At 59.2% G+C, this 13,512-nt stretch carries 8 protein-coding genes; 3 read left to right on the top strand and 5 right to left on the bottom strand.

Annotation, left to right across the window (positions count from 1 at the left end):
- Window positions 1-107: 107 nt before the first annotated feature.
- Genes AACY02_RS19575 through mfd form a run of 3 tightly spaced genes read right to left on the bottom strand, consistent with a single transcriptional unit; the run spans window position 108 to window position 6,836 of the window.
- A complete protein-coding gene (locus AACY02_RS19575) occupies window positions 108-2,798 on the bottom strand; it encodes a DEAD/DEAH box helicase (protein WP_339433383.1) in 2,691 nt (896 codons plus the stop codon).
- An 11-nt stretch (window positions 2,799-2,809) separates the two neighbouring features.
- Window positions 2,810-3,376 (bottom strand): CsiV family protein, encoded by a 567-nt coding sequence (locus AACY02_RS19570; protein ID WP_339433382.1) that lies wholly within the window; start codon window positions 3,374-3,376, stop codon window positions 2,810-2,812.
- 10 nt (window positions 3,377-3,386) lie between these two features.
- Window positions 3,387-6,836, bottom strand: coding sequence for a transcription-repair coupling factor (gene mfd / locus AACY02_RS19565; RefSeq protein WP_339433381.1), 3,450 nt, complete (start codon window positions 6,834-6,836; stop codon window positions 3,387-3,389).
- A gap of 354 nt (window positions 6,837-7,190) precedes the next feature.
- Between mfd and AACY02_RS19560 the strand changes: the two genes are divergently transcribed.
- The gene (locus tag AACY02_RS19560) at window positions 7,191-8,654 is read left to right on the top strand and encodes a glyceraldehyde-3-phosphate dehydrogenase (protein ID WP_339433380.1); all 1,464 of its coding nucleotides are present in this window, start codon (window positions 7,191-7,193) and stop codon (window positions 8,652-8,654) included.
- A gap of 74 nt (window positions 8,655-8,728) precedes the next feature.
- Here AACY02_RS19560 and AACY02_RS19555 read toward each other — a convergent pair whose 3' ends face one another.
- The gene (locus tag AACY02_RS19555) at window positions 8,729-10,027 is read right to left on the bottom strand and encodes an MFS transporter (protein WP_339433379.1); all 1,299 of its coding nucleotides are present in this window, start codon (window positions 10,025-10,027) and stop codon (window positions 8,729-8,731) included.
- A gap of 74 nt (window positions 10,028-10,101) precedes the next feature.
- Here AACY02_RS19555 and AACY02_RS19550 point away from each other — a divergent pair, with 74 nt between their 5' ends.
- Together AACY02_RS19550 and sthA are read left to right on the top strand one after the other, a co-directional pair.
- A complete protein-coding gene (locus AACY02_RS19550) occupies window positions 10,102-11,151 on the top strand; it encodes an FAD:protein FMN transferase (protein WP_339433378.1) in 1,050 nt (349 codons plus the stop codon).
- Between the two features lie 197 nt (window positions 11,152-11,348).
- Window positions 11,349-12,743 (top strand): Si-specific NAD(P)(+) transhydrogenase, encoded by a 1,395-nt coding sequence (sthA, locus tag AACY02_RS19545; RefSeq protein ID WP_339433377.1) that lies wholly within the window; start codon window positions 11,349-11,351, stop codon window positions 12,741-12,743.
- Between the two features lie 42 nt (window positions 12,744-12,785).
- Here sthA and AACY02_RS19540 read toward each other — a convergent pair whose 3' ends face one another.
- Window positions 12,786-13,508: a glycerophosphodiester phosphodiesterase gene (locus AACY02_RS19540; protein ID WP_339433376.1), complete on the bottom strand. Its 723-nt coding sequence runs from the start codon at window positions 13,506-13,508 to the stop codon at window positions 12,786-12,788.
- Window positions 13,509-13,512: the final 4 nt, after the last annotated feature.

The raw sequence follows: 13,512 nt of genomic DNA, 5'->3' as shown, positions 1-13,512 counted from the left end.
AACCTTGCAGTATTGCCCCGCTGTTCCCAGTCTGGAGTTGTGAGCACTACAGATCCAGGTTGGGAGAGGGCTTGCTCGCAAAAACTGCCCGACTGACGCCGACAGTCTTAGCGCTTCTCGAACTTATCCGGCAACGGCGCAAACAGCGCTTCAATGTCATCGCTCTGCAATTTCCAGTCCCCCGCCTTGCGCCCATCCAGCACGCCCGCCGCCAGGTCGGATTTTTCTTTCTGCAGGTGCTGAATCTTCTCTTCCACCGTGCCTCGGGCAATCATCTTGTAGACGAATACCGGTTTCTCCTGGCCGATCCGATACGCGCGGTCAGTCGCCTGATTCTCGGTCGCCGGGTTCCACCATGGATCGTAGTGAATCACTGTGTCCGCTTCCGTCAGGTTCAAGCCAACACCGCCGGCCTTCAGGCTGATCAGAAAAATCTGACGCTTGCCACTCTGAAATTCCTTCACCGGCGTACGTCGGTCCCGGGTCTGCCCGGTCAGCAAAGCGTAGGAGATATTGCGTTTTTTCAGCTCGTCTTCAATCAATGACAACATCGAAGTGAACTGCGAAAACAGCAGTATCCGCCGACCTTCCTCGAACAGCTCCTCCAGCATCTCCATCAAGCTGTCGAGTTTGCCTGAGGTACTGCCGCGAGCGGGCAGGGTAGCTTCGTTAACCAAGCGCAAATCACAGCAGACCTGACGCAGTTTCAGCAGCGCTTCAAGAATGATGATCTGACTGCGTGCCACGCCTTTGCGGGTGATCTCGTCGCGGACTTTCTTATCCATGGCCAAGCGCATGGTTTCGTACACATCGCGCTGGGCTTCGTTGAGATCGACCCAGTGGATGATTTCAGTTTTGGGTGGCAGTTCAGTCGCAACCTGCTCCTTGGTGCGGCGCAGCAAAAACGGTTTTATCCGACCGTTGAGGTGCTGAAGTCTGACTTCACTCCCGCGCTTTTCGATCGGTACGCGGTAATCGGCGTTGAAGCTTTTGACGTCGCCGAGCCAGCCGGGCAGCAGGAAATGGAACAGCGACCACAGTTCACCCAAGTGGTTTTCCAGTGGCGTGCCGCTCAGGCACAGGCGTTGGCGAGCGTTCAATTCGCGCGCAGCCTGGGCCGCTTTGCTGTTTGGGTTCTTGATGTACTGCGCTTCGTCCAGCACCAATACGTGCAAAGGCTGTTGCGCCAGACGCTCGATGTCCTTGGGCAGCAGCGCGTAGGTGGTGAGGATCAGGTCATAGTCGGCCAAATGATCGAAATGCTTTTTGCGGCTGGCTCCGTACAGGGCCACCACTTTCAGTTGCGGTGTGAAGTGCGCCGCTTCATCAAGCCAGTTCGGGATCAGGCTGGTGGGCATCACCACCATGCACGGGCGGTTCAGGCGTCCGGCATTTTTCTCGCTGAGAATATGCGCCAGTGTCTGCAGGGTTTTACCCAGTCCCATGTCGTCCGCAAGAATCCCACCGACCTCCAGCTGCCGCAGCGATTGCATCCAGCTCAAGCCTTCGAGCTGGTAGGGGCGCAACGTCGCGTTCAATCCCTCTGGTGCTTTTGCACTGAAATCGCGAATGTCACGCAGACGCTGGGCAAAGGTGCGGATCTGTTCGCCACCCTCCCAAAGCAGCGGAATGCCTTCCAGCGAATTCAAGCGTGTGGCGTCAGCCTTGCTCAGGCGCAGGGTGGTTTCCCCGGGTTCCTGCAAATAGAACTCGCCCAAGGTCGCGAGTACCGGTTTCAATCGACCCAGCGGCAGCGCTACTTGCAGCGGCCCGTGCTCGCTGTTGCGTTGCGGAACATTGACCAGAATCAGCTCGTCATCGCGGCGGCGTGCAAGGCGTTCCGGATTGAGGATTTCAGCATGGGAGCGCATCAGGTTGAGCAGGATCGGCAACAGGCTCAGGCGCTCACCGTTGACGATAATCCCCAGCTCCAGATCAAACCAGTCGCGCTCCGGCGCCTGTTCTACGGTGGCGTACCAGTCATCCACGGCAGTCAGGTCGAAGCCGAACTCTTCGTCGATCTGTAATTCCCAGCCGTGTGTGCGCAGCTTCGGCAAATCATTGAGGGTAAAGGTCAGCCAGGCGCTGTCATTGACCATCTCATAGAGTTCGCCAGCACTTTCCGGCAAGGCTTTGCTTTGTCGCGTGGCGATACGGAAGCCGAGGATTCGTAACTGTTCGCGGTAGGACTGTTCTATTTCCGGGTGGCGTTTTATCCGCAGCGTCTGGGCTTCCTGGCGAATCAGGATGTCGCTGTTTTTCTGCCCGCTGACGTATTCGTCCAGATAACTGAAGGACAACGCCGCGCGATGTTGAATATAGCGCTGCATTTTGCCGTTGCGCGGTTCGAAAGCGCTGAACTCGACACTGGCCAGCCACAGGCGTGGCAGCGGTTGCACGTTGTCGATCAGCACTTGCGGCGGGGCTTTGGGGCTGCGGTTCTCCAGTACGGCTTGAAGTTTTTCCAGCAGTTCGGCGTCTTTGGCGGCGGCGGGGAAATCGAGGGTTTCCTGTATATGCAGCAACACCGCTGCGCAGTGTTTGCAGTTGATGCGAACCGGGCAGGTGCACCCGGCGTCCACCAACAGCAAGGTGCCTTTGGCTGACTCGCGCAAGTGAATGGTCTGACGGTAGACGTTACCGCCAGAGCCTTCGCAACTGGCGGTGATGGTCGCATCGCCGACCTGGGCGATGCGTACCCGGTTTTCCAGGGCGTAGCGGCGGCCACGCTCCAGGCTTTGTTCCTTGAATCGGCTGACCCAGGAGGGTGCCAACGGTTTACTTAAGGGGGCATACATAAGGACTTCGGTCAGTCCGCAATGGCTTCAGGCGCTTGCCGTGGAGCTGGAGCCGTCAGGGAAGTGATCTTGATCAGCAGGGCCAGGTGGCCGTTGTCGAGATAGTTGAGTTGGCCGTTTTTGGTGTGACTGTCCTGTCGCAGGCGTTCGCTTGAGGTGACCAGGCCATTGGCGTCGATCTGATTGACCCAGAAGTCGGCCGTCACGTCGGTGAAACGCCCGAGCTTCATCTCAAGCGTGCCTTCGATCGGGAACTGGCCGAACTGTTCTTTGCCGTCGCTGACAGCGACTTTGGTCGGCGCCTCGCCAAGTGGCTGCTGCCAGGCTTTGTGCATCAACACGCTGTAGTCGCCGCTGGCGGTGAGTTTGCTGGCAACATCGCCGAGCGCAGGTGTGCGGTTGCTATCATCGCCCAGGCGCTGGGCGCCTGCGGCCCAGTCTTCCGGTGCGGTGCGACTGACAATCGCCGGAACCGCGTTCTGGCGGACCAGAATCATTTCAACTTGATAGGTGTCATCGGCAAATGCCGTGGGCGCTACCAAGGTCAGTAGCAAGGTCAGTGAGCGAAACAGGCGCATGCGGCGTCCTTCAAGCAGTTTTCGGGATGAGGCGCTCGAACAGCGCCTCTACAGTATTAAAGCGCTCTTCCGGGCGCTCCATCGGCACCTGGAACTTGAACATCGTGGCGCCTTCGAATTTGTAGCGTTTGGGCTGGCTCTGGATCAGTTTGATCAACGTCATCGGGTCAACCGGCGTCTGCGCGGCGAATTCGATACGTCCACCTTGCGGCCCGCCATCGACCTTCTTGATGCCCAGTTGTTCGGCCTGCAATTTCAGCGCAGTGATGCGCACCAGATTTTTGGTCGGCTCCGGCAGCAGGCCGAAGCGATCGATCATCTCGACCTGCAAGTCCTTCAAGCCTTCCTCGTCAGTCGCCGAGGCAATGCGCTTGTACAGGATCAGTCGGGCATGAACATCCGGCAGATAATCTTCCGGAATCAGCGCCGGCACTCGCAGATTGACCTCCGGGCCACCGCCGAGCGGTTGATCGAGGTTCGGTTGCTCGCCCTTGCGGATCGATTTCACCGCGCGCTCAAGCATCTCCATGTACAGCGTGAAGCCCACGGCTTGAATCTGACCGCTCTGGCCATCGCCGAGCAATTCGCCTGCGCCGCGGATTTCCAGGTCGTTGGTCGCCAGTACGAAACCGGCGCCAAGGTCCTGGGTATTGGCGATCGCCTCCAGACGCTTTTCTGCGTCCGAAGTGATTTGCTGGCGTGGCGGTGTCAGCAGGTAAGCGTAAGCCTGGTGGTGACTGCGACCGACGCGACCGCGCAACTGGTGCAACTGCGCCAGACCGAACTTGTCGGCGCGCTCGATGATGATGGTGTTGGCACTTGGCACATCGATGCCGGTCTCGATAATGGTCGAGGCGATCAGCACGTTGAAACGCTTGTGGTAGAAGTCGCTCATCACCTGTTCGAGTTCGCGTTCGCGCATCTGCCCGTGGCCGATGCCGATCCGCGCTTCCGGCACCAGTTCGGCCAGGTCGGCGGCGCACTTCTCGATGGTTTTCACATCGTTGTGCAGGTAGTAAACCTGGCCGCCGCGCAGCAGTTCACGCAGCAGGGCTTCTTTGACCGTGCTCTTGTTCTGCTCCATGACGAAGGTGCGCACCGACAGACGTCGTGCCGGTGGCGTGGCAATGATCGACAGGTCACGCATGCCTGACACCGCCATGTTCAGCGTGCGCGGGATCGGCGTAGCGGTCAGCGTCAGGATGTCGACTTCGCTGCGCAGCGCTTTGAGCTGTTCTTTTTGACGCACGCCGAAGCGGTGCTCTTCGTCGATGATCACCAGCCCAAGGTTTTTGATCTTTACGTCATCGGACAGTAGCTTGTGGGTGCCGATGACGATGTCGATCTTGCCTTCGGCCAGATCGGCAATCGCAGCGTTGACTTCCTTGGCCGATTTGAAGCGGCTCATCACTTCCACGGTCACCGGCCAGTCGGCGAAGCGATCGCGAAAGCTGTTGTAGTGTTGCTGGGCGAGCAGGGTGGTCGGCACCAGAATCGCCACCTGGCGGCCGCCGTGCACGGCAATGAACGCCGCGCGCATGGCCACTTCGGTCTTGCCGAAACCCACGTCGCCGCAGACCAGTCGATCCATCGGTTTCGGCGCGAGCATGTCTTCGCGCACGGCTTCGATGGTCGATTGCTGATCCGGCGTTTCCTCGAACGGGAAACCGGCGCTGAACGTCGCGTAATCGGCTTTCGGGTCGGCAAAGGCGTAGCCTTCGCGAGCGGCACGACGGGCGTAGATATCGAGCAGTTCGGCAGCCACATCACGCACTTGTTCGGCGGCTTTGCGTTTGGCTTTCTGCCAGGTCTCGGAGCCGAGGCGGTGCAGTGGGGCCAGCGCATCGTCGCTGCCGGTGTAGCGAGCAATCAGGTGCAAATTGGCGACGGGCACGTAGAGCTTGGCGTTCTCGGCGTATTCCAGGGTGAGGAATTCCGCCGCCTGATTGTCGATTTCCAGAATCGTCAGGCCCAGATAGCGGCCGACGCCATGGTCGATATGCACCACCGGTGCGCCTTCGCGCAGCTCGGTGAGGTTTTTGATCACTGCGTCGTTGTTGGCGTCGGTCCGCTTTTCGCGGCGACGACGCTGCATCACCCGCTGGCCGAACAGCGGACTCTCCGCCACCAGTGCCAGCGAAGGCGTGTCGAGCAGCAAGCCTTCGTCGAGCGGGGCAATCGTAATTGCCAGGCGATCCTTGCTCTCGACAAAGTCCGGCCAACTGTCGACGGTTTTCGGCCGTAACTTCAGGCGTTCCAGCAGCTCCAGCAACACTTCGCGACGGCCCGCCGATTCGGCGGTGAACAGCACGCGGCCGGGGAACTCATCGAGGAACGCTGCCAGCGCCGCCAGCGGTTGGGTGGCTTTGGCTTCGATGGCCAGATTCGGCAGCGCTTGAGCGGGGAAGCGTTCGCGACCAGCGCCAGTGTCCACGTCCTGCTGGCTGGCGACCACCCGCGGCCAGTTCTTGAGGCGGGCGAAGCAGTCTTCCACCGGCAGGAACAGTTCGGCGGGTGGCAATAAAGGACGCGATGGATCGACGCGGCGTTCTTCATAGCGGTTGCGCACGTCGTTCCAGAAGTTCTCTGCCGCTTGCTCGATGCCCGGCAGCGAGAACACTTGGGTGTCCTGTGGCAGGTAATCGAACAGGGTCGAGGTTTCATCAAAGAACAGCGGCAGGTAGTACTCGATACCGGCCGGCGTGATGCCGCTGCTCAGGTCCTGAAAGATCGGGCAGCGACGGAAGTCGACATCGAAACGCTCGCGAAAACGCGCCTTGAAGCGGGTCACCGCATCTTTTTGCAGCGGGAATTCCCTGGCCGGCAGCAGCTTGACCGAATCGACCTTGTCGATGGAGCGCTGGTTTTCCGGGTCGAAAGTGCGCAGGGTTTCGATTTCGTCGTCGAACAGATCGATGCGATACGGCAGTTTGCTGCCCATCGGGAACAGGTCGATCAGCGCGCCGCGCACGGTGAACTCGCCATGTTCGTAAACGGTGTCGACGTAGCGATAGCCGCTGGCTTCAAGCCGCGAGCGCATCTGTTCGACATCAAGCTTCTGGCCGACGTCCAGCACCAGGCTGCTGCCGAGCAGGAATTTGGTCGGTGCCAGGCGATGCAGGGCCGTGGTGATCGGCACCACCAGCACGCCGTGCTCCAGTTCCGGCAGCCTATATAGGCTGGCGATGCGCTGGGAAATGATGTCCTGGTGCGGCGAGAACAGATCGTAGGGCAGGGTTTCCCAGTCGGGGAAATGCAGAACGGGCAAATCCGGGGCGAAGAAACTCAGCTCCTGTTCCAGTCGTTCAGCACTCTGGCTGTCGGCGGTCAGTAGCAGGGTGAAGCGCTTGGCAGCGCTGGCAGCCTCGGCAATCGCCAGGCTCAGGGCGGCACCGGGCAGGTTGCCCCAGTGCTGTTTACCTGCCTCGGCAGGGAGAAGCGGTAGACGCAGAACAGGCACGGAAGGTTGAGCTCCAGGCGTTGCGACAAAGTCGGTAATTGTAGCGGCGTCAGGTGCTGCCTGTCAGTTGCAGACTGTGTCTATCTTCGCTGATTGCGCAAAATGTAGTGGTAACCATAAAAACGAGTACTTTTTTAATGATTATGTAGTGCCGAAACCGGGTGGTGTTACGGAGGGTTACGGACATCGTCTAACAGTCGTCGAAAAATTGACTGCGCTGCAGGCCCCGGTTTTACTGGGCTGGAGAAGGGCGTAATTTTTTTGAACGGGATTTTGTTACCGGTTGCGCGACAAGCGCGCATTGCTACAAGAGGCTCCCGGCGGCATAATGTAGCCCCTTTTTTCTGCCCCTACATGTGGAAGGTTACCGTGACTCAGAAGCCCGACCAGTGTCTTGGTGAATGGATCGACCGTGAAGCACTCGCAGAAGCGATGATTCCGCTTATCGGTCAGCTTTACCGCAATAACAACGTGGTGAGCTCGATCTATGGCCGCAGCCTGATCAACCAGTCTGTCATCGCGATTCTCAAAGCTCACCGCTTTGCGCGCCACCGTTCTTCCGACGACAGCGAACTCTCCGTCCACGAAACATTCCCTCTGCTTAAAGCCATGAGCGAGCTCAAGCTCGGCGCGGCTTCGGTAGACCTGGGCAAGTTGGCGTTCAAATTCCGTAACGAAGGCAATGGCCGCACCGCCGAGCAGTTCGTTCGCGAAGAGATGGCTGACGTGGTTGGCCAGCAAAACGCTTCGGCCCGCAAAGGCACCGACGTTGTACTGTACGGCTTCGGTCGTATCGGTCGTCTGCTGGCACGCATCCTGATCGAGAAAACCGGTGGTGGCGACGGTCTGCGTCTGCGTGCCATCGTGGTGCGCAAAGGCGCCGACAACGACTTGACCAAACGCGCCAGCCTGCTGCGTCGCGACTCGGTTCATGGTTCGTTCAACGGCACCATCACCATCGACGAAGAAAACAGCACCATCACCGCCAACGGTAACCTGATCCAGGTGATCTACGCGAAGAACCCGACCGAGGTGGATTACACCCAGTACGGCATCAAAGATGCGCTGCTGGTGGACAACACCGGTGTATGGCGTGACGCCGATGGTCTGGGTCAGCACCTGGCGTGCCCGGGCATCGACCGCGTTGTTCTGACCGCGCCTGGCAAAGGCAAGCTGAAGAACATCGTTCACGGCATCAACCACGGTGAAATCACCGCTGACGACAAGATCGTGTCCGCCGCTTCCTGCACCACCAACGCCATCGTGCCGGTGCTCAAAGCTGTGAATGACAAGTTCGGCATCATCAACGGTCACGTCGAAACCGTTCACTCGTACACCAACGACCAGAACCTGATCGACAACTTCCACAAAGGCGATCGCCGTGGTCGTTCCGCTGCGCTGAACATGGTCATCACCGAGACCGGTGCTGCTACCGCTGCTGCCAAGGCCCTGCCTGAGCTGGCCGGCAAGCTGACCGGTAACGCGATCCGTGTTCCGACGCCAAACGTGTCGATGGCCATTCTCAACCTGAACCTTGAGAAAGCTGCCACCCGTGAAGAGATGAACGAGTACCTGCGCTACATGGCGCTGCACTCCGATCTGCACAAGCAAATCGACTTCGTCAACTCGCAGGAAGTGGTATCCACCGACTTCGTTGGCTCGCGCCACGCCGGTGTTGTCGACGCTGAAGCAACCATCGTTCAGGACAACCGCGTTGTTCTTTACGTCTGGTACGACAACGAGTTCGGTTATAGCTGCCAGGTTGTTCGCGTGATGGAAGACATGGCCGGTGTAAACCCGCCAGCCTTCCCGCGCTAAGCCTTAGCTGCACATGAAAACGCCCCGACTTTGGTCGGGGCGTTTTTGTTTGTGCGGCTGTTGAAGGTGTCCTGTCAGGCGCCGCCGACTACCGAGGCTTGCGCCGTGCGCAGTTCATGCTTATTGCCACGAAACAGCACCAGCGTCGCAATCAACCCCAGTACCGCCGCACCGCTGAGCCAGATCCCCGGCGCAGCCTTGTTGCCCAATATATGGATCAGGTATGTACACGCCGCTGGAGTGAAGCCGCCGAAGGTAGCCGTCGCCAGGCTGTAGGCCAACGAGAACCCGGTCGTACGAACCTCTACCGGCATGATCTCGGTCAGTGCCACCACCATCGCGCCGTTGTACGAGCCGTACAGGAACGACAGCCACAACTCGACGATCAGCAGATGGCTGAAACTCGGGTTCGCCACCAGCCACGACAGCGCCGGATAAGCCGTCAGAATCGCCAGAATTGTCGCCGCCAGCAATAGGGGTTTGCGGCCGATCTTGTCGGATACAGAGCCCATCACCGGCAACCAGAAGAAGTTCGACAGGCCGATGCACACCGTCACCAGCAATGCATCCAGATCCGACAGATGCAGTTCAGCTTTGCCGAAGGTCGGGGTGTAGGCGGTGATGAGGTAGAACGAAACCGTGGTCATCACCACCAGCGCCATGCCGGCGAGGACGATGCCAAAGTTCTGACTGATCGAGCGGACGATTTCCCGCAAGGTCGGGCGATGTTTGCGCGCCTGGAATTCCGGGGTCTCCTCCAGCGAGCGGCGAATGACGAAGATTATCGGAACGATCATGCAGCCGATCAGGAACGGCACGCGCCAGCCCCATTCGCCCATTTGCTCCGGACTCAGCCAGTGGTTGAGGCCGACGCCAAGCAGGCCGGCAAATACCACGGCCGCTTGTTGGCTGGCGGATTGCCAACTAACGAAAAAGCCCTTGCGCCCCGGGGTGGAAATTTCCGCCAGATAAACCGAGACACCGCCCAGTTCTACACCCGCCGAGAAGCCCTGCAGCAGGCGTCCGAACAACACCAGTAACGGTGCGGCGACGCCGAGCGTTGCGTATCCCGGTACGCAGGCAATCAGCACGGTGCCGGCGGCCATCATCGCCAGGGTAATGATCAGGCCTTTGCGACGACCATGGCGGTCGATGTAAGCGCCCAGAAAGATCGCGCCCAGTGGCCGCATCAGGAAGCCGGCGCCAAAGGTGGCGAGCGAAAGCATCAGGGAGGCGAAGGCGCTGTCGTTCGGGAAGAAGGTCTTGGCGATGGCCGTGGCGTAGAAGCCATAGACCATAAAGTCGAACATTTCGAGGAAGTTGCCACTGACAACGCGAAAAATCGCTTTGCCTTTGCCCGTTGTAGAGGACATGTGCAGGTACTCACTATTGAATTTTTATGAAGTCGTTGCGTTCGTTTGGGAGCTAGCGGGGTCTGTAGCCCATAATGGCTGGCGCGGTTTTGCAGGGAGATGAAGAATTGTTAATTGGACGCTGGGGGTGGCTCGTGGTGCTGGCTGGCATTTTGTCCGGCTGCGGCAACGGCGATTCCATGGAAAGCTTCGGCGGCCCGGCCATGGGCAGCACGTGGTCGGTCAAGTATGTGCGCCACGCCGGTCTTGCCGAACCGGCGATAGTTCGCAGCGAAGTGGAAGGCATCCTCAGCGAAGTTGATCAACAACTGTCCACTTACCGTAGCGACTCGGACATCGAGCGTTTCAACGCGTTGCCCGCTGACAGTTGCCGAGCCGTGCCCGCGTCGGTGCTCGAATTGGTTCGGGTCGGCGAACAACTGGCAGAGCAAAGTGAAGGCACCTACGACCTCACCGTCGAACCGCTGATGAATCTCTGGGGGTTCGGCCCGCAAGGTCGCGAAGAAAAAATCCCCGACACCGCTGCATTGGCTGAAGTGATGCAGCGGGTCGGCCATCAGCATCTGCGCATTGAGGGCGATCAGTTGTGCAAGGACGCCGCTGTTGAAGTCGACTTCAACAGCATCGCTGCCGGTTACGCCGTCGACACGATCGCTGCCAGGCTGGATGCCATGGGCATCCACGATTACCTCGCCGAGGCCACGGGCGAGCTGAAGGCGAAGGGCAAAAAACTCGACGGCTCGCCATGGCGCATCGCACTGGAAGAGCCTCGCGATGATCAACAAGTCGCCGAGCGCATCATCAACGTCAATGGCTACGGCGTTTCCACCTCCGGCGACTACCGCAACTATTTTCTGCACGATGGCAGGCGCTATTCCCACACCTTCGATGCTCGTAGCGGTGCGCCGGTCCTACATGACCTCGCGTCAGTCACGGTGATTCATCCTTCAGCGTTGATGGCCGATGGACTATCGACACTGTTGCTGATTCTCGGTCCTGAAAGGGCGTGGGACTATGCCGAAAAACATGACATTGCTGCATTCTTTGTAATGCGTGCCGATACAGGTTTCGTCATACGCACCACTCAGGCTTTCGAGCAGCTCAGTGGCACAAAAACTGACTGAGGACAGTACGAAAGCTGGCGTTGTAGTGCAGGCAAAAGTAGCCTACGACGCGACCAAGGGTTAATGTGCGCGGCGGTGACGCTTCTATAGACTGTGTCCGGGTTCATTACTGGCCCCCAATTGTTCCTTCGCGCCGCCATTCGGCGTGATTTAGCCGCAGGTGCTGCTGGCACCTCGGCCTGTTCTGAGGAGTACGCATGGCTGTCTACAACTACGACGTGGTGGTACTGGGTTCTGGCCCAGCGGGAGAAGGCGCGGCAATGAACGCCGCCAAAGCAGGGCGCAAGGTCGCGATGGTCGACAGCCGTCGTCAGGTCGGCGGCAACTGCACCCACCTCGGCACCATCCCGTCCAAGGCACTGCGTCACTCGGTGCGGCAGATCATGCAGTTCAACACCAACCCGATGTTCCGGGCGATCGGTGAGCCGCGCTGGTTCTCCTTCCCGGATGTGTTGAAAAGCGCCGAAAAAGTCATTGCCAAACAAGTCGCCTCGCGTACCGGCTACTACGCCCGTAACCGCGTCGACGTGTTCTTTGGTACTGGCAGCTTCGCCGACGAGCAAACCATCGAAGTGGTCTGCGCCAACGGTGTGGTCGAGAAACTGGTGGCCAAGCACATCATCATCGCCACCGGCTCGCGTCCTTATCGCCCGGCCGACATCGATTTCCACCACCCGCGTATCTACGATAGCGACACCATCCTCAGCCTCGGCCACACACCGCGCAAACTGATCGTCTACGGCGCGGGCGTGATTGGTTGCGAATACGCTTCGATCTTCAGTGGTCTGGGGGTACTGGTTGAGCTGGTGGATAACCGCGGTCAATTGCTGAGCTTCCTCGACTCGGAAATCTCCCAGGCGTTGAGCTACCACTTCAGCAACAACAACATCACCGTGCGCCACAACGAAGACTACGAGCGTGTGGAAGGCGTCGATAACGGCGTGATCCTGCACCTCAAGTCCGGCAAGAAGATCAAGGCCGACGCCTTGCTCTGGTGCAACGGCCGTACCGGCAACACCGATCAGTTGGGTCTGGAAAACATCGGCGTGAAGGTCAATAGCCGTGGTCAGATCGAAGTCGACGAGGCATATCACACTTGCGTGCCGAACATTTACGGTGCGGGCGACGTGATCGGCTGGCCGAGCCTGGCCAGTGCCGCCCACGACCAGGGTCGTTCGGCGGCCGGCAGCATCGTTGATAATGGTAGCTGGCGCTTTGTAAATGACGTGCCGACCGGTATCTACACGATTCCGGAGATCAGTTCGATCGGCAAGAACGAGCAGGAACTGACCCAGGCCAAAGTGCCGTACGAAGTCGGCAAAGCGTTCTTCAAGAGCATGGCGCGAGCGCAGATTGCCGGCGAGCCGCAAGGCATGCTGAAAATCCTGTTCCACCGTGAAACCCTGCAAGTGCTGGGCGTTCACTGCTTTGGTTATCAGGCGTCGGAGATCGTGCACATCGGTCAGGCGATCATGAGCCAGCCGGGCGAGTTGAATACCCTGAAGTACTTCGTCAACACGACGTTCAACTACCCGACCATGGCCGAAGCCTATCGGGTAGCGGCGTACGATGGCCTCAACCGGCTTTTTTGACGGGCTCCGGCCGGTGGCCTGAGCCGGCCGGGGAGACCGATTTCAGCAATTCTCGAGGGTGGCAGTGGCCAAACCGGGAAAGTCTGTAATCAGGCTGTCAACGCCGAAGTCGGCGAGTCTGCGCATCAGCGCAGGCTCGTTGACGGTCCATACCGACACATGCAGCCCCTGACGCTGCGCCTTTTGCAGGCGTTCCGGCGTACACAGCGTCCAGTTCAGCGCCAGAATCTCACAGCCATAATTCTGGGCGACCTTCAACGGATCGAGCCAGGCGTACTCGGCTACTAGGCCGCGCGACACGTCCGGCACCAGATCCAGCGCCGCTTTCAATACTTCTCGCGAACTCGAAGTAATCGTGATCTTGTCCAGCAAACCGTGGCGTTGAGCCATTTCTCGAATCGCCAGTACCGTGGTCGCGGCACGGGTGCGTGAAGCGCTTTTGACTTCCAGTTGCCAGTGTTCGAAATCGCATTTCTCGAACAACTCTTCCATCGTCGGAATCGGGCACGGCTTGATCCAGCCCGGGCCGCCCTTGCGCGCGTCGTAGGTCACCAGTTCGGCGGCAGTGTGTTCGACCACTTTGCCGCGCCGCTCGGTGGTGCGCTTGAGCGTCGGGTCATGGATGACCATCAACTCGCCGTCCTTGGACAGGTGCAGATCCAGTTCGCAACGGCGTACGCCGTGCTTGAGACATTCCTGAAAGCTGGTCAGGGTGTTTTCCGGTGCTTCGCCCTTGGCGCCGCGGTGGCCGTAGATGAGGGTCACGGTG

This window comes from Pseudomonas sp. EA_65y_Pfl2_P78 (assembly GCF_963970495.1).
Taxonomy (GTDB): Bacteria; Pseudomonadota; Gammaproteobacteria; order Pseudomonadales; family Pseudomonadaceae; genus Aquipseudomonas; species Aquipseudomonas baetica_A.
Note: the sequence above shows the minus strand (reverse complement) of the source record. Positions and strands in the feature narration are given on the sequence as shown.

Excerpts from the sequence above, each read along its gene's own strand:
- AACY02_RS19555 (WP_339433379.1), bottom strand. The coding sequence starts at position 10,027 with ATGTCCTCTACAACGGGCAAAGGCAAAGCGATTTTTCGCGTTGTCAGT.
- AACY02_RS19560 (WP_339433380.1), top strand. The coding sequence starts at position 7,191 with ATGTGGAAGGTTACCGTGACTCAGAAGCCCGACCAGTGTCTTGGTGAA.
- AACY02_RS19575 (WP_339433383.1), bottom strand. The coding sequence starts at position 2,798 with ATGTATGCCCCCTTAAGTAAACCGTTGGCACCCTCCTGGGTCAGCCGA.
- AACY02_RS19550 (WP_339433378.1), top strand. The coding sequence starts at position 10,102 with ATGGCTGGCGCGGTTTTGCAGGGAGATGAAGAATTGTTAATTGGACGC.
- AACY02_RS19570 (WP_339433382.1), bottom strand. The coding sequence starts at position 3,376 with ATGCGCCTGTTTCGCTCACTGACCTTGCTACTGACCTTGGTAGCGCCC.
- sthA (WP_339433377.1), top strand. The coding sequence starts at position 11,349 with ATGGCTGTCTACAACTACGACGTGGTGGTACTGGGTTCTGGCCCAGCG.